This is a genomic window from Nitratireductor basaltis (assembly GCF_000733725.1).
GTDB lineage: Bacteria > Pseudomonadota > Alphaproteobacteria > Rhizobiales > Rhizobiaceae > Chelativorans > Chelativorans basaltis.
In genome coordinates this window covers 618,661-641,924 of sequence record NZ_JMQM01000001.1, presented here as the reverse complement: position 1 = coordinate 641,924, position 23,264 = coordinate 618,661, and the positions used below count along the sequence as shown (strand labels likewise).

Annotated in this window: 17 protein-coding genes; 3 read left to right on the top strand and 14 right to left on the bottom strand. The window is 58.3% G+C overall.

Annotated features, from left to right (window positions below; all coding sequences use genetic code 11):
• Positions 1–16 precede the first annotated feature (16 nt).
• The 8 genes from EL18_RS03065 to EL18_RS17455 form a co-directional block, all read right to left on the bottom strand.
• On the bottom strand, positions 17–1,528 hold the full coding sequence (locus EL18_RS03065) for a TolC family protein (RefSeq protein ID WP_036479663.1): 1,512 nt from the start codon (positions 1,526–1,528) through the stop codon (positions 17–19).
• Between the two features lie 308 nt (positions 1,529–1,836).
• Positions 1,837–2,208: a hypothetical protein gene (locus tag EL18_RS17735; protein WP_152552944.1), complete on the bottom strand. Its 372-nt coding sequence runs from the start codon at positions 2,206–2,208 to the stop codon at positions 1,837–1,839.
• 212 nt (positions 2,209–2,420) lie between these two features.
• On the bottom strand, positions 2,421–4,592 hold the full coding sequence (locus tag EL18_RS18015; protein ID WP_200875489.1) for a DNA cytosine methyltransferase: 2,172 nt from the start codon (positions 4,590–4,592) through the stop codon (positions 2,421–2,423).
• Positions 4,593–4,815: 223 nt separating this feature from the next.
• Positions 4,816–5,097 carry a hypothetical protein gene (locus EL18_RS03055; RefSeq protein WP_036479661.1) on the bottom strand — a complete coding sequence of 94 codons (282 nt, stop codon included), beginning with the start codon at positions 5,095–5,097 and terminating at the stop codon, positions 4,816–4,818.
• Positions 5,098–5,741: 644 nt separating this feature from the next.
• Positions 5,742–6,677, bottom strand: a complete 936-nt coding sequence (locus EL18_RS03045; RefSeq protein WP_036479657.1) for a cation diffusion facilitator family transporter — start codon at positions 6,675–6,677, stop codon at positions 5,742–5,744.
• Between the two features lie 625 nt (positions 6,678–7,302).
• A complete protein-coding gene (locus EL18_RS18355) occupies positions 7,303–7,719 on the bottom strand; it encodes a CBS domain-containing protein (protein ID WP_244444571.1) in 417 nt (138 codons plus the stop codon).
• A gap of 86 nt (positions 7,720–7,805) precedes the next feature.
• The gene (locus tag EL18_RS17895) at positions 7,806–7,952 is read right to left on the bottom strand and encodes a hypothetical protein (protein ID WP_161781962.1); all 147 of its coding nucleotides are present in this window, start codon (positions 7,950–7,952) and stop codon (positions 7,806–7,808) included.
• A 300-nt stretch (positions 7,953–8,252) separates the two neighbouring features.
• Positions 8,253–9,125, bottom strand: a complete 873-nt coding sequence (locus tag EL18_RS17455; RefSeq protein WP_081871074.1) for an ATP-dependent metallopeptidase FtsH/Yme1/Tma family protein — start codon at positions 9,123–9,125, stop codon at positions 8,253–8,255.
• A gap of 191 nt (positions 9,126–9,316) precedes the next feature.
• On the opposite strand from EL18_RS17455, the gene EL18_RS17450 reads away from it, so the two are divergent.
• Positions 9,317–10,414, top strand: a complete 1,098-nt coding sequence (locus tag EL18_RS17450) for a sensor histidine kinase (protein WP_081871073.1) — start codon at positions 9,317–9,319, stop codon at positions 10,412–10,414.
• Positions 10,415–10,801: 387 nt separating this feature from the next.
• On the opposite strand, the gene EL18_RS03025 is transcribed toward EL18_RS17450, so the two are convergent.
• The 6 genes from EL18_RS03025 to EL18_RS03000 form a co-directional block, all read right to left on the bottom strand.
• Positions 10,802–11,932: an AI-2E family transporter gene (locus EL18_RS03025; RefSeq protein WP_200875488.1), complete on the bottom strand. Its 1,131-nt coding sequence runs from the start codon at positions 11,930–11,932 to the stop codon at positions 10,802–10,804.
• 640 nt (positions 11,933–12,572) lie between these two features.
• Positions 12,573–15,095: an AAA family ATPase gene (locus tag EL18_RS17215; RefSeq protein ID WP_081871072.1), complete on the bottom strand. Its 2,523-nt coding sequence runs from the start codon at positions 15,093–15,095 to the stop codon at positions 12,573–12,575.
• Positions 15,092–15,412, bottom strand: a complete 321-nt coding sequence (locus EL18_RS03015) for a hypothetical protein (protein WP_036479650.1) — start codon at positions 15,410–15,412, stop codon at positions 15,092–15,094. Before EL18_RS03015 ends, EL18_RS17215 begins: the two co-directional genes overlap by 4 nt.
• Positions 15,413–15,492: 80 nt before the next feature.
• Positions 15,493–16,419: a hypothetical protein gene (locus EL18_RS03010; protein ID WP_051913713.1), complete on the bottom strand. Its 927-nt coding sequence runs from the start codon at positions 16,417–16,419 to the stop codon at positions 15,493–15,495.
• 714 nt (positions 16,420–17,133) lie between these two features.
• Positions 17,134–19,062 carry a TonB-dependent receptor domain-containing protein gene (locus EL18_RS03005; RefSeq protein WP_036479648.1) on the bottom strand — a complete coding sequence of 643 codons (1,929 nt, stop codon included), beginning with the start codon at positions 19,060–19,062 and terminating at the stop codon, positions 17,134–17,136.
• Positions 19,063–19,156: 94 nt separating this feature from the next.
• A complete protein-coding gene (locus EL18_RS03000; RefSeq protein ID WP_081871071.1) occupies positions 19,157–20,218 on the bottom strand; it encodes an MBL fold metallo-hydrolase in 1,062 nt (353 codons plus the stop codon).
• A gap of 201 nt (positions 20,219–20,419) precedes the next feature.
• Here EL18_RS03000 and EL18_RS02995 point away from each other — a divergent pair, with 201 nt between their 5' ends.
• On the top strand, positions 20,420–22,237 hold the full coding sequence (locus EL18_RS02995) for an IlvD/Edd family dehydratase (protein WP_036479646.1): 1,818 nt from the start codon (positions 20,420–20,422) through the stop codon (positions 22,235–22,237).
• A gap of 23 nt (positions 22,238–22,260) precedes the next feature.
• Entirely contained in the window at positions 22,261–23,253 is a 993-nt protein-coding gene (gene denD / locus EL18_RS02990) for a D-erythronate dehydrogenase (protein ID WP_036479643.1), read from the top strand.
• Positions 23,254–23,264 lie beyond the last annotated feature (11 nt).

The following is a 23,264-nucleotide window of genomic DNA, read 5'->3' as shown; positions in this document are numbered from 1 at the left end:
GATGTCACCTTAGAATTCAGTGAGGACTTCCGCCGGACTCCGCCATCTCCGGCGCTGCCGCACTGCCTGCACTTGCTCCCGATCCCGGGCCGAAGATCACCGCGTTCAGATCAGCGTCAGCCAACCAGAAGTCTCGCTTGGCACTGACTGAAAGTAAGAGCGTGCTGATTTTCGCCCGCGTATCAGCGAGCAGTTCAAAGGTGTTGGTGATCATGCCATTGTAGGTGAGGAGACTCTCTTCTTCGATGCTCTGACGCAGCGGCAGGACATTGCTCTTGTAGTGGCGCGCCAGTTCATGCCGCGCGCGATAGCTGGTGTAGGCTGAACGGGCCTCGGAACGGACGTTTACCGCCCGCTCGGCCACCAGATTGGCTGCTTTCAAATAAGCCAATTCGGCCTTGCGAAGCCGTGCTTGACCGGAATCGAAGATCGGGATGACGAATTCAAACTCAAGTTGTGGGGTCATGACCAGCTTGCGCTCTTCGCGCTGATCGAGATGGCCGCCGTTCAGTTCATACTCTGTCTCGACTTCCTGTTCGATTTCCACGCCACTTATGAGTTCCAGATCGGTCAGATATCGTGTCGCGTTTGTCAGCCCAAAGGCTTTGGCTGCCAACTCAAGCTCCAATAGCGCTATCTTGAGATCGACCCGGTTGCGTAGAGCTTCAGCTTCGATTGCCGCTCCGGATCTGAGTGACTTCGGCAATTGTGGCAATTTGTTTGGGAGGGAAAAATCAAGTTCGCTCCCCCAAAGCCCCATAAGGCGTGCAAGCTCTTCTTTGGCCAGCTTCGCATTCAGGCGAGCTTCCGCCAGCTGGCCCGTAAGTTCTGCATAAAATGCGTGCTCCCGAGCCTGCGCAGCCTTGGGCATCGCGCCAGACTCGCCCAGCTTCTTGGCAAGTTCCGAAGCTGCATCAGCAGCCGCCTGGCCCTGATTCAGGTAAGCAACCACTTCATTCGCAGATACCGCTCGTATCCACGCGCGCCTAGTATCAGCTGCCAGACGCAGTGTTTCTTCCACTGCCTTCAGCTGCGTCTGCTCGAACTTCATCCTAGCCAGTTCTACCCGCCGTTCGCGTGTATACATCGCCTGGAGGTTGGTCGTAACCATACCTTCAATAGCTCTGAACAGGAGCATCTCTGGCGCTCCGATACCCAGTACACCCACTGAAACCGTGGGATTCTGGGGTAGCATTTGCTGCCATACATCTGCAGCGTCTATGCCGATATTGGCATAAGCTGCCTGCAGCCCCTTGTTGCTTAAGAGGGCTACTTGCACCGCCGTATCTGCGCCGACCAACTTCTGCACAACGAGAGATTTTACTTCACGGCGTAGCTCCAGTGCTTCTTCCTGTGACTGCACCCAGACTGTCCGCTTGCCCGTTGCCTGAGCAGATCCCGCGAATACCGGAATGAAGCCGGCTTTGGGATCCTGATATGCAGCTACATCTGCCTCCAGGGCTGCGCCTGAAACACAGCCTGCGAGCACGCCCGGCAGCAATAGCGCTGCAAGAGGACGGTTCTTCATGACCCACTCCCCTTTTTGCGTGTCTGAGCATTATTCAGCTCACGCCAGGATCTCGGAGATACCGGGACCCGATGCGTGTAGTTGGTCACGACGTAACCGCCACTGCCTGGCTTACCGCCTAGCTCTGGCTGGGCAACAAGCATTAGGTGATCTATGCGAGGTAAGTCTTGTGACTGCGGCATCTGGCACGCAGCAAGGACCAGCGGCAGTGCCGCCAGCGTAGTCAATTTAGACATTTAGGTAGCCCGATCTTTTCCAGCTGTTTGAAGGCGCAGCCTAGGGCTGCGCCCCATCAAAATGGTCAGAGATCAGGCTTCAGGGGGTCGATAGGGACCTTCAGCAACCGGGCCGCCGCGGACCTGCGCAACAAGATCGAGCTTATCCTTGTCGGAGATCGAAAGAATAGTACTTACAGTCTGACAAGATACTGAGTAGAAACCACAAATGGATAGACAACATTCGAAGACCAAGTCAGCCTTCGGATAATGCTCTCCATCTTCTACCAACGCGTCTTCGGAAGCCTCTACTGCACAACAGTTAGCATCTTCTGCCAAGGCGTGATGAATCGCCTGTGTGTTGGAATGATGACCAACATCATTCTGAGCATAACTCGTATGAGCGCCAGCCATAGCTGGCACCACCAGAGAAAGAATCAGAACAATGGTGTAAAAGATGCGCAACCACGCGGTCCCCGTGAGGATGATTTGCGCAGAAATACACCAGCCGAAGAACACACCGCAAGCGAAATCGAAGCGCCTAGTGAAACATGGCCCAAGCGCCTGCGCGCGCTTTATCTACAGCAGAGATAGCATATCGCATGCGGTGCGCGTTCCCCGATCTCGCTCTCTCTGCACCATGGTTGCGGTTCCATGAGTGGACTTCTGTAACATCATCAGCCGGCTGCGAGCTCCTCGCCGTCCCAATCTGAAGGATAAGGATCCACATGGTTCGGAACCGCCTTCAGATTGAGGCTCTTCCTGTGCAGGCGCTCCTGCTCTTTCTCCAGATCAACCTTGTATCCGGTGAGTGCACGTAGGATCGAGAGGCCGATGGCTTGGGCCATCGCTGGCGGGAAGGCATTGGCGATCTGCCGGAACCGCTGCAGATTGCTGCCCTGCAGTTGCCAGTCGTCGCGGAAGCCTTGGAGGCGGGCCATCATTTCGAGCGTCAGTTTCGGCATGTGATCGCGAGGCGCATCACGATCCGGTGCAGCCTTGGCGTAGTGGCCGGGGTTAACGCCGAGTTCTCTCCAGCTTTCCCGTGACTTCGGCTGTGCAAGGTCGATGCCGCCTTTCTTCTGGCTGCCACCGATGATGGTGGGTGCATAGCCGTTGGCACGCTCTTTCCATTCATCCACATGGGCCCAGCCATTGGCCGCCATGAGGTCATAGAGGGCTTCACCAACCGTCGGTGCTTTCTTGGCCAAGGGTTCGGGCCAGGAGAAGCGGTGCACGATCCCGCGTTGGAAGCCGACGAGAATTGCCCGCCTGCGTTTTTGTGGCAGACCGAAGTCCGGGCCGCTCAGGATGCGCCATTCTGCATCGTAACCAAGGGCCGCCATGCGGGCGAGAATGCGCAAGCGGTGCATCGCGTTCGATGCCTGAAGAGCACCGGTGACATTCTCCAGCATGACGGCCTTGGGCTTCAGGTCACGGATGAGCTTCATGGCCTTCGGGAACAAATCGCGTTCGTCAGCTGCTCCCTTGCGCTTGCCCGCCTGTGAGAAAGGCTGACAGGGCACGCCACCTGCAAGAAGATCAACACCTTCGAATTGGCTCAGGTCGACATTACGCAGATCCGCCTCGATGACAGGCCAGTGCTTGCCGTTGTGACGCAGCGTGGCTGATGCATCCTTGTCCACTTCCACAAGGCCCACATGCTTGAACCCCGCAGCTTCAAGACCGATGGCCTGTCCGCCAGCACCGGCACATATTTCCAGAACAGTAGGCGCTTTGTGGCCGTAAACGCCGACGGGAACATCAAGCGGGGTGTCTCCGGCTTCTCGCATGCGCTCTACAGCCATAGAGGTTCCGCGGTCGTCATCATAACCAAAGGCCCAGGCCAACTGCCATTGGAGGGAGCTGTTGAACGTGTAGGTGGCTTGCCATGGCTCGCCGTCGCCATAGTGTTCCTTGTAATAGACCTTCTCCTTGGCGATTGCCTGCAGCGCGCTGTAGGTTCCGGACCAGCCTCGGTTGAACCCTTCCCGTGATGCGGTGATGAATTCGGGATCAACAAGGTCACGCAGATCCTTCAGAAGCTCCGCGGCACGAGGCGCAACCGCTTCGACGCGACCGATTTGGTGAACACTCGAGTCCTCCTCTTCCAGCTGCGCGATGGTGCAAACTTCTTCCGTCAGTGCGTGGAGGGAATCGAGCCAGGCATCTGCTGCAGCAAGTGCCTTATCACGTGCCTTGCGCGCAGCGGCATTGCGGAAGGCACGGCGGCGACGGTCATCGAGTGTGCCCTCCACTGCAGCTTTGGCTAGCGCGATGTCGCGCTTCAGGCCGCGCAGCTCCCTTGCCTGCAGCGCGCGTCCGGACTTGATCATGCGGACTGCTTCATCGCGCACCGTCTCATCCTGCCCAGCCAGATCGAGCAGAACAGAGGATGCGACACCATTCTGGATCAGTAACTCGCGCGGTGTCAGCGCCTCGCCGCGGAAGGCGATGCGTTCAGCACAGTCGCCGGGAAAGAGTTTGGCAAGTCGTACATAACGCTGCACGTCACGGCGCGGCACCTGGCACTCGTTCGCAAGGAATGCGGTGAGCTCACCGACCTTCATATCCTGCGAAAGCTCCTCCCACAGATCGCCGATCCGGAACGCCGCTTTCGCCTGCTGCACGCGCCACCTTGTGACGCTGTCTTTAACCTTGCTCAACTCCTTGCCGAAGAGGGTTTCCATCTCACGAGCATCGTCGCCATCATCTGTTGCAGCCTGAGCGGCATCAGTGGCGTGCACATGTTCTTCCGGCATATCGCCCATGCCATCAATTGATGGCACATCATCGAGCAGCACGTGCTCATGCGCGTCGTCAACCTGCCGAGATTTCAGCTCTTCCATTCCCGCCCCCATAGTTCGTTACTTGCAGCCATAGCGGGCAATGCATTGCGAGGCGGTGAGGGAGATCGTTCAAATGCAACCGATCTCGGAACTAAACGACATCACTGCCCATCGAGGCTCCTCAGCGTCACCATGTGAGTTTCTGTTATTCCGATTCAAAAACATGGAGTAATGGGGGGAATACAGAACAGTGCATCACCATGTGATCCGCAAAGGGCCAGCACTAGCCGAAGCGGCGCATCCGGCGGTGGAGCACCCGCATGACCTGCTCCCTGTCATAGCCATCGTCGACCAACCGTCGCCTGGCGTATCTCAGGATCCACTGCAATGCCTGCGGATGAAGGGCGGGGTCACGTGCCGCAGCACTGGCAAAGGCAGCTACAGCCGCAGCAACCGCTACATCAATGGCTGACGCTTCCGGCCGCCTCTCCGCCGCCAGTCGCGTCCGGTAGCGCTGCTGGCGCTCCCTGTGGGATGCATCATCTGACTTCACGGCTCGGGGCATACTCTTTCTCCTCTGTCCCGTCACTACGAGACAAGGATGAGGGATACCCATGCAAGGAACAAAAGCCGGCGGATAGACAACAAGGAAGCGACTGCTGCACGAACAGCGACAGCCTCCCTGCCCTTCTCCCCGCGCACGTCGTTCGCCGGAGTAACGCTTTCGCCCTTCTCGGAATCGGCTTCTGAGAGATCTGAATCGCTTATCCATGATTTAGAATCCGAAGATCTCAATTTGTTTCGTAGTGAGATGCCTTGCCTGCACGTGGAGATGCATTCTTCAGCTGGCAGAATCGCTTTTCCTTATCCGGAATCGCTGGTCCGCATTCCGGAATCGGCTTCCACCGATCCTGAATCCAGACATCTCAAATTATTTCGCGTTGTGGGCACTGAATTATGCGTTGGCTGCATCTCATCACGCATTATTGAGCATTGCCGCACCTTCTCGAGCACCCGAGCAAGCGGTTCGCCTTCAAGTGTCCCGTGCTCCATCAGGGCTTCAGCAACGAGCGTGACCCCGCTGACATTCTGTCGAACCAGTGAAAGTGCTTCTGCAGCGTGCAGGTGCTCCATGTCGTCCACCGCGCGCTTTCCCTCGCAGGCAATTCCATTGCTATGGTCATGGTCCTTCAGATTTTCGTGAACACGTCATTTCTCCTCTGGCGCGGAGCTCCCGTGCCCGTAGAGGTCGGCGTTCTGATGTGCGTTGTCTTCGTTTTCAAACTCGAGAGTGGAATGGGAGATGCCAAAGCGGTCATTCAACCGCCGCTTGATGTCACGCTTGATGGACTCAGTACGAGTCCATCCCTCCGCGGTTAGGACAACGTGGCAGTCGAGCGCCGCCTCGTGCTCCTGCATCTGCCAGAGGTGCACGTGATGGATATCGGCCACTCCCTCGACAGCGCGCACTGCATTTACGACGTTGCCGTTGTCGATATCGGGGGGACTGCCGAGCATTAGCGTCCGGATTGGTCCGCTGATCTCGGTAAGGGCGAGGTAGAGGATATACAGCGCAATCCCGATGGTAATCGCCGGATCTACCCAACGCATGTCGTAGAGCAAGATGAGCGAGCCTCCGACAATCACAGCAACCGAGGCCAACGCGTCCGAGAGGTTGTGCAGGAAGAGTGCACGGATATTGACGCTGCCTTTCTGCATCGACCAAGTGAGCCAAGCCGTCAACGTATCCACGAGGAGCGCCACACCGCCGAGGATGACTACGGTCCAGCCCTGCACCTGCGGCGGGTCGATCAGCCGCATTCCGCCCTCGTAGATCAGGTAGAGGCCGATCAGGATCAGAGTGGTGTAGTTGATCAGCGCAGAGACGATCTCGATGCGCCCGTAGCCGAAGGTCATGCGCTCGTCGGCTGGCCGCCGCGCGATCTTGCGTGCCACGAAGGCAATTATGAGCGAAGCCATGTCGGAAAAATTGTGCAGCGCGTCCGCGATCAGTGCGACACTGCCCGCCAATATGCCACCGACGACCTGCGCGACCGTCAGGAGACCGTTCGCCCAAATAGCGACCGATACCCGTCGATCGCCGGACTTGGGATCGATATGAGTGGGGCCGTGATCATGCGGCATTGGTGACCTCCCCAGTGACCGACTGGAATGCGTAGCTGCGCCCTCTTGCTGCGTCGTCGCTAACAGTTGGCTTGAGACCGAGGGGATAAGCGGTAAAAGCACAAGTACGCTGACAATGGCGAGCGCAACGCCCGTAAGTCAGTCGTTCCTTCATGTTTCTCATCGAGCGCGCCTCATCGGCCAGGAAAGTGAGCTGACCGGCGACGAAACGTTGCCGGGGCGTACTCAACCACCTCCGACGCATCCTTCAGCAGTAACCATTCAGCGCACGCAGTGCTGCAAAGCGGAATGGCGAACGAGGCCGCGATCTACCGACTGGCCAGCACACCTTTCTCCCGCAGGTTCGCTACCACGACATTCCCCGAAGGGCCTGCAGGGTAAACGTACATATTCGTGGACCCCATTCGCGCGCCGCTCTGCAACGACCTACTTTCGCAGGTACTTGATTAAAGCAAAGACCGCGAGGATCAGAACTACGAGGATCAGAAGCCACCCCAATCCCATACCAAACATCATCCCGCCGTCCATCATGCTACCCTCCAATCCTTTTCTGCGCCTTGGTTATGGGGCAGCGGCATTACCGTCTACATACAGGACGAGACAGCACCGCGGTAACTTGCCAGCCTTAGCAGCAGCCCGACTTACTGCTTGGCCGTGAGATCTCTTGAACCAAATCCCCCGTTTCTTCTCCGCTAGCGTCTCGCGCGATGTCCGCTTGAGCAACAATCCCGCAACACTTTCCGTCCTCGTCCGTTACGACCACACGGCGGACTTGGCGCTGCTCCATCTTCTTGCAGCAAGACGATACGTCCTCGTCCTGAGAAACCGTGAGCACATCCGTGGTCATCACTTCAGAGACAGGTGTGTCGCCACCTTTCCCCTCAGCGACCGCGCCACAGCAGATATCGCGGTCAGTGACTACTCCAATTGGCTCCTCCGCCTCGTTCAGCACTGGGATAGATCCAACCGATCGTTCCGCCATAAGCTTCGCGGCCGCCTCGATCGTCTCATTCGGTCCGCAGCAGGCGGGGTAGCGAGTCATTATATCATTAACTTGCATAGCTAGACTCCTCTGCCGTTTGACGCTGTAACTGAGCAGACTGACAATCTGTTCCACTGCGTAAGTAGCTAAGGGACGTCGACGGCAGCTACAGCCGCAGCAACCGCAACATCAATGACTGACGCTTCCGGCCGCCTCTCCACTGCCAGTCGCTTCCGGTAGCGCTGCTGGCGCTCCCTGTGGGATGCATCATCTGACTTCACTGCTCGGGGCATGCTCTTTCTCCTCTGTCCCGTCACTACGAGACAAGGATGAGGGATACCCATGCAAGGAACAAAAGCCGGCGGATAGACAACAAGGAAGCGACTGCTGCACGAACAGCGGTAGTCGCCATGCCCTGCTGCCCGTGCACGGCGTTTACCGGAGTAACGCTTTCCTCCTTCTCGGAATCGAATTTCCAGAGATCTGAATCGCTCGTCCGTGATTCAGAATCCGAAGATCTCAATTTATTTCAAAGCGAGATGCCTTGCCTGCACGTGGAGATGCATTCTTCGGCTGGCGGAATCGCTTTTCCCTTATCCCGAATCGCCGGCTCGCATTCCGGAATCGGCTTCCACTGATCCTGAATCCAGACATCTCAATTTTTTTCCCGTTGCAGGCACTGCATCATGGGTTGGCTGCATCTCATCACGCATCATCGCGCATTGCCGCACCTTCTCGAGCACCCGAGCAAGTGGTTCGCCTTCAAGTGTCCCGTGCTCAATCAGCGCTTCAGCAACGAGCATGATCCCGCTGACATTCTGTCGAACCAGTGAAAGTGCTTCTGCATATGCTTCATCCAGGCGCTGGCTTACTCTTGCTCGCATCTCGGGATCGCTTGCCAGAGCATCCTCCCAGGCATCAGGTGATTGGTAGACGAATGGTTGGTGAGCTCCCACGCCGACTGATGCTTCCAGGGAGAATGCGAGCGCGGTTGCTTGAGCCAAATCGGATTGCTGACCACCGCCTGCACCAAGTGTCGTTCTGCCCAGCACGACCTCTTCAGCTGCACGACCTGCGAGATACGAACGGATCAGGTTCGTTCGGCCTTCTTCGTGATGCATGACGTCTGGATGGAATGACGACAGGGTGTATGGCCGTCCATCCGATCCCTCGATCGTCACCAACTCAACCTCGGCTACGCCCGTTAGTGTCCGAGCGACGACATGTCCAGCCTCATGCACTGCAAAGCGATGGCGTAGTTCTTGATCCAGCTGAGGAAGTCGATCCTTAAGCCGCGCTTCCACATCATCAAGTGTCACGGCGCGGCGTTTACGGCGTGCCAGCTGCCGCCCGAACGGTTCCGGGAAATCCACGATCTTTCGATATCTCCAGGCGATGGGCGACTTCATCAACGCGGATGTCGTAGCGCGAGGGATTAATTCCACCTCGCCAGAATCAGGATCCATGGCAGCTGGGAGACGGGTTTTGAACCGTCTGGATATGGTGATCACTGACCGACAGAACTTCGTCTACGTAACCACTCTCAGCAGCCAACAATCCTCTGCCCGTCCGGTTCCCATCTTCCTATCGACACTCCTGTTACGGACTTATATAGTGCCGCTTGCCCCCTATAATCAGGTTGGGATATCGCTCTGTTATGACCGCGTTCACGCCAAGCATCATTCCCAGGAACGAGCCTCAGCGTTTGGCCGCTGTACGGCGTTACGATATTCTCGACACACCACCAGACGGCGCGTTCGACCGTGTAACAGCGATAGCAGCCCGCCGCTTCGGTGTGCCGATCGCGATAATCAGTATTGTCGACAGTGATCGCATTTGGTTCAAATCCCATCATGGACTTCCGGTGGAGCAGATCGACCGCGAGCCCGGTCTATGCGCATCGGCCATCCTTTCGCCTGAACCGCATATCCTGCCGGATGCGAGCGTTGATCCGCGCTCTCTCGCGAACCCACTTGTCGCCGGGGACTTCGGGTTGCGCTTTTACGCCGGCGTACCGTTAACGACTAGTGACGGTTTCAATCTCGGCACTCTCTGCGTCATCGACAAAGCACCGCGTACCGTCGCCGCTGATGAAATTGAGGACCTCAAAGACCTCGCATCCGTAGTCATGGATCAAATGGAACTGCGGCTCTCCGCCCGAAATGCAGTTGCCAAGGCTGAGATCCTGGCGCGCGAGATTGATCACCGCGTCATGAATAGTCTGCAGTTCGTTTCGGGCATGCTGACCCTGCAAAGCCGTGGGGATCATCTTTCGGACGCGACTGCAGAACAGCTTAAAATCGCGGCCAACCGCGTGGCGGCAGTGGCGCGTGTGCATCGTCACTTCCAGTCTGGCGAGGCGGCCGAGTTCACTTCCTGCATCACGTTTCTGCGACGGTTATGCGCCGACCTGTCGGACATTGTAGGAAAGCCCATATCCGTCGGTGGCGACGAAGGCGAAATCCCAACAACCCGCATTCAGTCAATCGGTCTCATAGTCAACGAACTCGTCACCAACGCTGCAAAACATGGTGAAGGGAAGATCGACGTCTATTTCAGGATCACGTCCAAGACGCACGAGATTAGCGTTTGCGACGAGGGCAGCGGTTTACCGTCAGGCTACAATCCAACATCTGGAGGTGGGCTGGGAACGAAAGTAGTAGCTGCCCTCGCTAGCCAGTTGGACGGGCGGGTCATCGCAGGTCGATCGCCTTCGGGGCGCGGTTCGTGTGTCACCGTGGCCTTCCCCGCCTAACAAGGTCGGAGTGAGCTTCTCGTCGATTGCGAGGTGCGTCATTCTCGAATTGCAACAAAGTCAACTGGGGGGTACGTCGGAGTGAGGGGCGTGAACCGACGAGGCTAACATTGCCGGAGTGACGCATAAAACGTTGCGTCGGATGTTTATCGCCATTGCGTGCGGCGGCATCGCGGTCACCGTCTATGCCCCCCTCGATGACTGAAAGCGGGCCAGCGATGATCGAGCGTTTCTAGCTGGATCGAATAGGTATCCACAACGGCTCGTCCAACTGGCCTTCTGTGAAGACGGGAAAGGCCTCTAAGCAGGAGGGAGAGGGAAGGAGATTGGGTGTGGGTGCAAATCCCGCCTTATTGTATCTCGCCATCATACCGGCTGAGGGTCACATCATGAATCGGAGGTTTCAGAAACTTCTGACTCCGCACCTCGTGCGGACAGGAAATGGCCGAGGTTCTGGAGGCCGGGGACGTGCTCGCAAAATGTCCGTACCGCCACGAGAAGCGGGGTGGCGACCAGCATGCCCACTACTGACCAGAGCCAGGCGAAAAGCGTGACGGACAGAAAGACGACCACGGTGTTGAGGCGCAGGCTGCGACCAACGAAGTACGGTGTGACGATCTGGCCCTCAATGCTCGTCAGTACGAAATAGACCGCTCCGACGGCCAACGCCTGGTTCAGGGTGTCGAGCGTCACGATGGCGACGATGACCGCCGCGCCAACGCCGAGTAGCGAGCCGACATAGGGTATGAAGTTGAGCAGGAATGCGAGGACTGCGAATAGCGCCGGGCTCGGCATACCAAGCCACCAAAGGACCAGCCCCACAGACACGCCGAGGCCAGCGTTGATCAGCGCAATGGTGGACAAATAGCGCGAGAGTTTCCGTTCGATGTCATAGGCGATGCGGATCGCCCTGCGCTTGTCCCTGAAGCTGGGCAGGACGTAGACGATCTTCTCGTAGAACATGTCGCCGGAAGAGAGCAGGAAGAAGAGCAGGATCAGCGTGAACACAACCTGGGCCAGCACCGCCGGCAGCGACATCGCTATTGCGAGCGCGTTCCCTTCTTCCTCGACCTTGACGCGCTGAACGTTTGGCTCCTCTTCACTTTCCGTGATTTCGTCGACCTGCTGTGCCGCTTCTTCCACGCCTTCGGTGACACCGCGGATCTCCTCGAACTTCTCGCGGAGTTCTAGGCCGATCTCCGGAGCCCGGTCGACCCAACCGCTCGCCGGCACGGCGAGGCTGGCGACACCGGCTGCACCACCGGTCACCAGGGTCCCCACGATCAGAATCGCGGCCAGCGCCGAGGGGAGGCCCCATCGTTCGAGCTGACGTCGGACCGGGCTGAAGACGAGCTGCAGGAGCAGCGCTAGGACAACCGGCATCAGGAAATCCCGGGCATAGGCAAGGCCACCTACCAGCAGCATCAGAAAAATGCCGATGATCGCCCATCGCGGCATGGAAATCGTGACATCTTCCCGCGCCACCCGTTCCGACCCCTCTGTTTCGACGTCGGTCATCGGCTTCTTCGCTCCCACACCTCTTCTTCGCCCTCCTTCATGTTCTAACAGCGTTTTCCACGCAGGCCAGCTGAAAAACACGCTCGGCAAAAATCGCGCGAAGTTTGAGCATAGCCTCGCATGCGCAAGACAGACCTAGGAGTTCTCCAACTTTCCGGCGAGCAAAAACCCCGCGCTCTTGCGCGCTCTGCTCGTCAGATCCGTCGATATTGGCGATGCCAATTCTCGGCGATCCCCTGCCTGCTCTGCTGGTGCAGCACATCGCCTGCGGTCAGTGCAGCCGCCATCATTTTGCGTCGCAGCGCATTCGATGCATCATCTATCTTGACTTCCCGCGCGCGCTCTTTCTCCTCTGTCCCGTCACTACGAGACAAGGATGCCAAACACGCATGCAAGGAACAAAAGCCGGCGGAAGGCACACATGCGTGCGACTGCTGCACGAACAGCGACGGCCTTCCTACCCTTCTGCCCGTGCACGTCGTTCGCCGAAGTAACGCTTTCCACCGTCTCGGAATCGACTTCGCAAAGATTTGAATCGCTTGCCCGTGATTCAGAATCCGAAGATCTCAATTTGTTTCTAAGCGAGATGCCTTGCCTGCACATGGAGATGCATTCTTCGGCTGGTAGAATCGCTTTTTCCTTATCCGGAATCGGCTTCCACCGAACCTGAATCCAGACTTCTCAAATTATTTCGCGTTGCAGGCACTGTATTATGCGTTGGCTGCATCTCATCACGAATCATAGCGCATTGCCGCACCTGGTCGATGACTTGAGCAAGCGGCTCGCCTTCGAGTGTTCCGTGCTCAACAAGCGCCTCAGCAACGAGCGTGATCCCACTGACATTCTGTCGAACCAAAACCAGCGCTTGCGCATATGCTTCGTCCAGACGCTTGCTCACCCTCGCTCGCAGTTCCGGATCACTTGCAAGAGCATCCTCCCAGGTGTCAGGTGATCGGTAGACAAAAGGCTGATGTGCTCCCGCTCCAACTGATGCTTCTAGAGAAAAGGCCAAAGCCGTTGCTTGAGCCAGATCAGACTGTGGACCACCGCCTGCGCCGAGCGTCGGCTTGCCAAGTATAACCTCTTCAGCCGCTCGACCTGCAAAATACGAATGGATCAGGTTCATTCGACCTTCTTCGTGATGAGTGACGTCCGGATGGAACGTGGATTGCGTGTATGGCCGTCCATTTGGTGCTTCGATGGCAACAAGCTCGACTTCCGCTACACCCGTCAGCGTACGCACCACAACATGGCCAGCCTCATGCACTGCGAAGCGATGGCGCAGTGCGTCATCCAGCTGAGGCAGCCGATCCTTGAGCCGCGCCTCCACATCATCAAGCAACAGATCGCGACGCTCACCCCGTGCAAGTTGCCGCGCTCCCCGCACCAGTTTTTCCATATCTGCACCGCTCATGCCATTGGCGCGGCGGGCGATGTGTAGGAGCTGCTGCTCAATTTCGGCACCTTCAATCGTTAGATGGCGCTTGAGGTGATGCCGCAGGATGCCTAAGAGCGACTTTGTATCCGGAAGCGGGATCTCGATATGCGTCTCGAGGCGGCCCGAGCGCACAAGGGCCCTATCCAGCAAATGCGGCTGGTTAGTCGCACCAACGATGATCACGCCTTCGCGCGCGACTGCACCGTCCAGCAACTCAAGTGCTTTATTGACGAACGAATTCCAGTAAGAGCTGTCGCGATCCTTGTGTCCTCCTCTCGTGCCGAGACCGTCGATCTCGTCGATGAATAACACGATCGGATTATGCCGCTCCGCCTCTTCAAAGGTTTGACGCACGCGCTGCAGCACCTCGCCGAGGGCACTTGGCTCGAGCCATGTTGAGACGGAAGATGCAAGCAGAGGCAGTTGCAGGGAGTTTGCCAGTGCTTTCGCGAAGGTCGTCTTGCCTGTTCCGGGCGGACCATGGAGCAGGAGGCGCGTGATCATGTCCTGCCATTCGAGCTGCCCCTCGCGCCAAAGGACGAGATCCTCCTTCAGCGCCAGAGCCCACTCCGCAGCTTCGCCATAGCCAGAGAGGGCTTCTACCCGTAGTGCGCTCTCATCATTCGGAGCAGCTGGTTGAATGAGTTCACCACCTGTGTCTGCAGTTCTGCCGTGCGGTGAGGGAGCGTTGCGAGCACTCTTCTTGCTCTGAGTGGAGTGTTTTTCAGGTGGTTGGGCAATCTTTGCCTGAAGCCGCTTGAGGACATCCAAGCCGCTCATGCCTGGGCGAATGCACCAGAGAAGATCATCCAGAGAGAGCATTTTGCTCTCCTCTGGGCTCACCGCATCCAGTACATCCAGATCACCTGCCGCGCCGATCACATACCAGGCGATCTCCTTCAGGAGCTCAGGCGACAGAGGCTCGCAGCGCAGCGTCAGATCAGCCGACTGAGAGAGTCGCTTGGGCAGGAGATTAGGCAAATCTGCAATTCCCAGCAGCGGCAGGCCTGTCGTAGGTGCATGCTGAAGTCCCCGTTCCACGTCTCTCCTTGACATGTCGTAGGAGGCTTCAAGCAGGATCGTGAGCCGCGGTGAGTATGGTCTCATGACCGAAGGGGCAGACCAATCCAGACTGATACGATCGACTGGGATCATGGTGAGCGGACGCGGCAGCAGGATGCCACGGCGTAGAAGATGTGAGCAGCATCGCTCGAGCCCGCAAACGGATCCTTCCAGAACAACAACAGGTCGGGGCCGTGACAGCATGGCGTACAGGTCCGTCAGTGAATGGCCACTGCGTGCAACCGCATCGCCGAGCATCAGAATGATGGCGAACTCCGCGGCCAAAGCAGGCTCCACTGCCTCGCGCACAGCGGCCAACAGTTCCTTCACCTGCCCCGCATCGCCCCTCTCTTCATCGTCTTCAGGTCCGATTTCCCTATTGGTCTTCTTGCCGAAAACCGCGTCTTCTTCCTCGCCGTCGAAAGCGAGGTTCGCGATCATCTCCAGGCGCAATTTGCGGCGCAGGCCGCCCTTCAGGAAAGTCTCGCTCTTCTGTCCCGGCGCATAGCGCACGGGTGCATCTTCGCCCGCGGACACGCGCTGAAGGATCTTCAGGTTGACAGCGGCCTGAAGCGCCTGCCGATAGGTTTGATGTCGCAGGCGCTTCAGCCAATAGCGCACGAGGCGGTCGCGGACCGGAGCGTGGGGAGAAGCCATACTCATGCCCCCTCTCCTGCAACGAGCCTCAGCTTCGGTCGATGCTGCTGATCCGAGTTGAGCTGACCTCTCGCAGCGAGCCACTTCCAGACTAGGATCGCAGTCGGATCACCTTGATCGACCATCTCCACGAGTCGGCGCATCACCCATTGAGCCATTGGCAGCTGGTGATGCCGCGCCAGACGCGCCATTCGGATCGCTGTACCAACAACACCCGCTGCCCTGTCGCGTCTGTAAGCACGTTCAAAGTAAGTTCCCTCCCGCAAATCGTCCATGCTCAAGCCGATGCTCCTGGGGAACAGGGTTTTCTGTTGATCATCCATGGCAAAAGCCTCCTGCCGCAGGCGTTTGCGCCCGCGCCGATTAGATTGAAGAATGAGATGAAGAGCGTGCTCGTCGCGCTTCAGGCGCGACCAGCGGGATCTATCGCGCCGAGGCTGCGTGGAAAGCCGACCCGGATCCGTGGCATTGTTGTGCCTGAAGCATCATGATCCTGCGGATCGTCAGCTTCTACCTTGTCATCTGCCGCATCCATTAAGTCAGTAGGACGCGGAGGAGTTGGAGCATCTGCCACACCCGCCATGCGCAGGCACAACTCTCTCATCTCTTCGCGAACGCGTTGTGCGAACAGTTGGCGCAATCTCAGCATGGCCGCGCCTGCATAGCTCAGGCGAAACAGATCGCTCACTTCGTGCAGCGCGAAGATGCCGCGCTGCGGTTCGCTCTGCTCGCTGGAACCGTCAATGATTGCGACATCGATTTCTTCAATGCCGCGCAGTCCCTGCTTGTAGAGAACATCGCCTGCTGCAAGAGCCGAGGCCATCATCTTCCTACGCAGATTCTTGATCTTGTTCTCGGGATAGGAGGCGAGCGACCGCTTCACGTCGAGAATATGCGCACGTCGCGCCACTCGATCGACAATCACCAGATCAGGCATATAGCTCGTCCTGGCGAAGACTTCGGATGGCAGGGCAATGGCTTCAAGTGTCGCCCAGTCATTGCGCTCCAAAAGCTCAAGTGCAGCAGGCACAATGGGAAGCGGTTCCGCGAGCCGAACCACCCGCAGATCGGAGTTCAACGCTGCAATACGTTCAAGCCCCGCCTCGAGCAGCTTGCCCTCATGAAACGTGACAGCACGTACCAGAAAGTTGAGGTCTGCATAGTCGCCAAAGACCTCATCTTCCCTGGCTGCGCCAGAGCCGATGTTTTCGAAACTCTGCTTCACCAGGCCTGCGAGGATCGGTTCCAGCTCCGGAGGAACGGACGACGGGCCGAGAGCAAAATGAGATACGGAAGCACTGCGCGCGGCAGCTCGATGTGCGTGTGACATGGGAGGAACTCCAACGAGATAGATAGATGTGCATGAGTTGCAGACGATCGAGGTCGCTTCCGCACCCAAAGAAGCGGAGTGACACGGCTCTATGTCTGCAGTGATGATGAAGCGGTGGCGCTCGGCCCGAACGTTAGCCTGCAGCTATTCGCGCGCGCTCATTCACATGATCTGGAGGGAGAAATGCTTCCAGTGAGGAAGCGAATAAGATAGCTCTGGTCATAGCCCGATACCTTTCCTACAAGGTTTGAGGGTCAGGCCTTCGCTGAGTGTTGGCGCACTCGCGGAGGCCGCTTAGTCTGCTCCGTCAGGAGGAGCGATACAGAATGTGGATCGCTTTCACCCGGATCACAAGTTGCAATTTTCCGGATCCGCGACCTTCGCGATCGCATGGTTAACACCGGGCTCTTCTAGCCAGAGCGGCACTGCAAGCCGATACTCTACCAACATTGACAGATGCCCTCCTGGATCGTACACGCAACTGAACACACAGCGGTGTCGCGAACACTGCGCAAGGACTCAAACGCCATTTTTTATCGTTAATAATCAGGCTCTTACGGTGTGTACGGTTGAAGTCCCTCCGGGCCCACCACATTTCCCGGTTTCTTCTCCGAGTAAACATGATGCCGGGTGTCTTCGCATCAAGTGGACGGCAATGAGAAAAGGGAGCAGATCACCCTGCCCCCTTCCCACTCATACCCGTTCTTCAGCAGGCTAAAACTCTGTTGTAAGCGCGGCCCAGAAGGTGCGGCCGTTTTGCAGGCGGCCGTGTTCTTCGTCAGTGATCTCGGCATTGGTCACGTTCTGTACCGATGCCTTGAACGTAACATTCTCGTTGAAAGCATAGACCGCTCCCAGATCGAGCGTTGTGTAGGGATCATAATGGGTGATCGATGATCCGCGGCTGGTGCTGCTGACCGCGACACTTTCTTCCGAGTAGCGAACCTCACCCCACAGATCGAGCCCTTCCACAGGCGTTGCCCAATCAAGGCGCAGGCTGGCACTGTGCAGCGGTGTGGCAGAAAGCGGCTCGCCGGCAAGAAGCCCGGTCAGGCGCTCCGACTGCGTGTAGGTGTAGGAGAGGCTTGCACGGATGTCCGGCGTGAAGGCATGAGCTGCCGTCAGTTCCACACCCCGAATGCGGGCCTCACCCACATTGTAATATTCGTAGAGCTCGTATTCCGTGTTACCGACGACGATCGTCTCACCGGTGTCGAAGCTTTCGATATGGTTCTTGAAGTCGGTCTGAAAGCCGGTGACGGAGAAGCGGCTGTCCCCGCGCTCGAAACGCAGACCGGCCTCATAGGTGATGCTTTCCTCAGGCAGAAGGTCCGGGTTCGAGCGAATGACCGCCGCGCCACGCTTGGTGGTGTAGTAGTAGTCCTCCACGAACTGACGCAGTTCAGGCGTGCGATAGCCGCTCGACACACCACCCGAGAGAAATACCCCGTCCGCAAATTCCCATAGCGCATAAACACGCGGCGTCAGCTTGGAGCCGAAACGCTCGTCATGAATGAAACGGGTGCCGAAGGTGAGGCTGAAATCAGGCGAAACTTCCCAGATGTTTTCTCCATATGCCGCAAACTGGCTGTTGGAGAATTCATGATGGACGTCATCGCCCAGCCCCGGATTGTGGTCGCTCAATGAAGAATGGGTATATTGACCGCCAAGGGTGAGATCGTGGTGCCCCAGCCATTCAAAGCCCCGGGAAGCCTTGGCATCGAGCACCGTGTTGGAAATTTCTGGATGACGTAGAGAACCTTCCGTCTCACGGCCCGCATGTTCATAAAAAAGATCGGCATCCACATCCCAGCCTGCAAGACTTCCCTCATAGCCAAGCCCGCCATTGAGGCGGTCATTGAGACGTGGATCGCTTTCGATCCCTGTATAGCCGAGTTCCGCAGTAAATTCATGCGCATCATTCGGCGCCAGGGTCACGCGCCCGCGCAGATCCTTGATCTGCTGCTCGCCTGGACCGCCCTCGCGCTCGGACGCGGAACGGTCGCTGCCGCGACCCCAGATCTGCAATCCGAGAACTTCGGGCATGATCGGACCGGTGGCATAAAAGGAAAGCTGGCGATGCGCTGAATCCTTCTCATCCTGGGGGAAGGTGCTTTCAACAGTGATCGAGCCGCTCCAGCGCTCCGCAGCACTCTTGGTGATGATGTTGATCACACCGCCCATCGCATCAGAGCCGTGTAGCGAGGACATCGGCCCCCGCACAACCTCGATGCGGTCGATGGACGACACCGGCGGCAGATGGAAGGGATCGACACCGCCGGTACCATTGGTGCGCGAGGGACGCGTGTTCAGCCGCTTCCCGTCGACCAGAATGAGCGTGTATTCGGCGGGAAGGCCGCGCACGGAAATATCTTCGCCTCCCGCGCTGCCGATCGTGGCGACACCCGGCACATTGCGCAGCGCCTCCCCAAGACTGGTGATGCCCTGTGTCTCAAGATCCTGTGCCGTGACCACGCTGACACTGGCCGGCGCCGTAAGCGGATCGACGCCGATACCCGCGGCAGTCACCACCAGCTGCTCAAGCAGATAAGGTTCGTCCTGTGCCTGTGCAACTGCCGAGCCACTGACAACCGAAGCGGATGCGACCGCCAGTGCGAGCCGCGTGATATTTGCAGGCTTCATCCCCTGCCCCCTGTTGCTTTTATGCTGAGTTGTTGCCTGAAGCCGGATTCCGGGAGCGCGCCAGGAGGCGGCTTTGATATCCGGTTCTGGGTGGTTATTTCTGCTGGCTTGCAAAGCGCGCGGCCTGGGCCAGCGCGCATTCGCTCAGAACGGTAAAGAGCGCCATGCCCCCTTCCCCCTTCACGAATGGATGCGGCTCACCGCTCTGGCGCTCCGCGAGTGCCGCCATCAGCGCGTTTGAACCATCACGCCGCGGGTGATTGGAGAGGAATACATCGACGCCGGCCTCTTCTGACAACGCCTCAAGCCGGTTTGCGGACTGCGCATAATCCTCGAATATCTCGACATTCGGCCCGAAATTGAAGCCCGTGCCGCCCCAAAGCACCGCATGATGGGCCTCGCCATTGTCATACACCTCAAAGATCGGGCTGATCGTGCCGGGCGTATGACCGGGCGTTACGACGATCTGCATCTTCGATGAGCCGAATTCGAGGATGTCGCCGTCCTTTACGGTGCCACCCTTTGCCGGAGGCGGACCGAAGCGCGGATGGTCGCCCAGGGTCGCGACCAGATCCCAGTCGGCTTTTGACATCAGTACATCGATGCCAAGCTTCTCCGCGACATAATCAGCGCCGCCATAGTGGTCTCCATGACCATGGGTGACGAGCACATGCCTGATCTTCTGCGGATCAAGTCCGAGCTGCTTCATGCCGCCAAAAATATAGGTCTCGGCTTCTTCATCCGTATTCAGTCCGTCCAGAAGCACATAGCCCTCCCCATTGCCGTAAAGCCAGGCGCTGACAGAGGACGTGCCGAGGAAATAGAGATTGTCGAAAACCTGCATGGGCGGAAGCGGGCTGAGCACACGCTCCAGCCCCTGCTCCGGTCGATTGCCGGAACGTTTCTTCGCGCTTCCACCATTGGCCCCACGTTTGGCTGCAGGTTTCTGCCTGCGCGGGACATTCACATTGCGCATACGGCTGTCGAGATCGCACAGCGAGGCATATCCGGGGAAATCCGTGGCAGCAGCAAGTCCGGTTTGAGCATGACGCTCGGCTTCGCTGACGCTCTTGCCAGAGCCGGCAGCGAATGCGGCAGCGCCGATCAGCATGGAAGTTGACGTCAACGCGGCGAGGAAAACCTTTGCTCCAGACATGTCTGCAATTGCCCTGCGGATGCTCGATTCTTAAAACATGACAATTGCAGTCAACTAATCAGAACATCCAGACATGGCAAGCGCGGCTTGCAGGTTTTTCCACCGCGCCTGAAGAAAATCGGCTGAAGCGGGACGTCGGGGCTTTGCAAGCCAGATGCCTATGTATACATTGCGGCCAAATTCTTTTGGGTGGAGTTCTCCATGAGCAAGCAAGACGGCAAGCCAAACCTGCGTTCGCGCGAATGGTTCGACAATGCGGGCAACCCCGACATGACTGCGCTCTATCTTGAGCGTTACCTTAATTTCGGGCTTTCGCAAAAGGAACTGCAGTCAGGCAAGCCGATCATCGGCATCGCCCAGACCGGCTCCGACTTGTCGCCCTGCAACCGCCATCATGTGGAACTGGCAAAGCGCCTTCGTGAAGGTATACGTGAGGCCGGCGGCATCGCCATCGAGTTCCCTGTCCACCCGATCCAGGAAACCGGCAAGCGCCCGACCGCCTCGCTCGATCGCAATCTTGCCTATCTGAGCCTCGTGGAGGTTCTCTACGGCTATCCGCTCGACGGTGTCGTTCTGACCATCGGCTGCGACAAGACCACGCCTGCGCTGCTCATGGCCGCTGCAACTGTCAACATTCCGGCAATCGCGCTTTCCGTCGGGCCGATGCTCAATGGCTGGTTCCGCGGCGAGCGCACCGGCTCCGGCACCATCGTCTGGAAGGCGCGCGAACTTATGGCGGCCGGCGAGATCGACTATGAAGGCTTCGTCAAGCTCGTCGCATCCTCCGCCCCTTCCACCGGCTACTGCAATACGATGGGCACGGCGACGACCATGAACTCGCTGGCGGAAGCTCTCGGCATGCAGCTCCCAGGCTCCGCCGCCATTCCCGCCCCCTATCGCGACCGCCAGGAAGTGGCCTATCTCTCCGGCAAGCGCATCGTGGACATGGTTCACGAGGACCTGAAGCCCTCCGACATCATGACACGCGAAGCCTTCATCAACGCGATCCGTGTCAATTCCGCAATCGGCGGCTCGACGAACGCGCCGATTCACCTGAACGCGATTGCCCGTCATCTGGGCGTCGAGCTGACGGTGGATGACTGGCAGACCTATGGCGAGGACGTGCCGCTCCTGGTCAATCTGCAGCCGGCCGGCGAATTTCTCGGCGAGGACTACTACCATGCAGGCGGCGTGCCTGCGGTGGTGAACCAGCTTATCGGTCAGGGCCTGATCCACGAGGATGCGATCACTGCAAATGGCCGTACCATCGGCGAGAACTGCCGCGATGCGAAGATCGAGGACGAGCGCGTCATCCGTCCATACGACCAGCCGCTGAAGGAAAAGGCCGGCTTCCGTGTGCTGAAGGGCAACCTCTTCTCTTCCGCCATCATGAAGCTTTCGGTGGTGGATGAGGAATTCCGCAAGCGCTACCTCTCCAACCCTGATGATCCGATGGCCTTCGAGGGCCGCGCCATCGTCTTTGACGGCCCGGAAGACTATCACGACCGCATCGACGATCCCGCACTCGACATCGACGAACACTGCATCCTCTTCATGCGCGGTGCAGGGCCGATCGGTTATCCCGGTGCTGCGGAAGTCGTGAACATGCGCGCGCCCGATTATCTCCTGAAGCGCGGCATCCATTCGCTCGCCTGCATCGGCGATGGTCGCCAGTCGGGCACCTCCGGCTCGCCCTCGATCCTCAATGCATCCCCCGAAGCAGCCGTCGGCGGCGGACTGGCGCTGCTGGAAACCGGCGACCGCGTGCGCATCGACCTCAACAAGTGCCGCGCGGACATTTTGATCTCGGATGAGGAGCTGGAAGAGCGCCGCAGGAAACTCGACGCCGCCGGCGGTTACAAATATCCCGCTCATCAGACGCCATGGCAGGAAATCCAGCGCGGCATCGTTGACCAGCTGGAAGAAGGCATGGTCCTCAAGCCGGCCACCAAATATCGCAAGCTCGCGCAGGGCGGCGAAAACGGCGACATTCCGCCGGTTCCGCGCGACAACCACTGATCAACCCCGGGGAGGAGACTGGGATGAAGATACTCATTATTGGTGCAGCCGGCATGGTGGGCGCAAAGCTCACCAAACGCCTGGCGGATGAAGGCCAGCTCAACGGCGAGGCAATCACTGCGATCCACGGCTTCGACGTCGTGGAAGCCTCCATGCCTTCGAGCGGCAGCATCAGTTTTGCCGCCAGCGCCGGCGACATCGCCGATCAGGCGACGGTGGAGAAGCTGGTGGCGGACAAACCCGACGTCATCTTCCACCTCGCCGCAATCGTGTCCGGCGAAGCGGAAGTCGAGTTCGACAAGGGCTACGCCATCAATATGGATGGTACGCGCTACCTGCTCGAAGCAATCCGCGCACAGGGTGACGACTACTGCCCGCGGCTGGTCTTCACCTCCTCCATCGCTGTCTTCGGTGCGCCCTTCCCCGACAAGATCGATGATGATTTCTTCCTGACGCCCCTGACCAGCTATGGCGCGCAGAAGGCCATTGGCGAGCTTCTTCTGGCCGATTACAGCCGCAAGGGATTTGTGGACGGTGTCGGTATCCGCCTGCCCACCATCACGGTCCGCCCGGGCAAGCCCAACAAAGCAGCTTCAGGCTTTTTCTCCGGCATCATCCGCGAGCCGCTGGCCGGACAGGAAGCCATCCTGCCCGTATCAACCGATGTGCGCCACTGGGTGGCAAGCCCTGCCGCCGCTGTCGGCTTCCTCATGCATGCGGCAACCATGGACACGGCCATGCTTGGCGCACGCCGCAACCTGACCATGCCTGGCCTGTCGATAACCGTTGGTGAAATGATCGAGGCGCTGAAGCGGGTGGCAGGCGAGAAGACAGCAAGCCTTATCCGGCACGAGCCGGACGAAGCGATCATCCGCATCGTCGACGGCTGGCCCCGCAACTTCGATGCGTCCCGCGCCGAGGAGGTCGGCTTCAAGGCCGATGCCGATTTCGACAGCATCATCCGAGCCCATATTGCGGATGAGGAACAGGCTGGGCGGCTGGCAAAAGCTGGTTGAGCGGCTGAAAC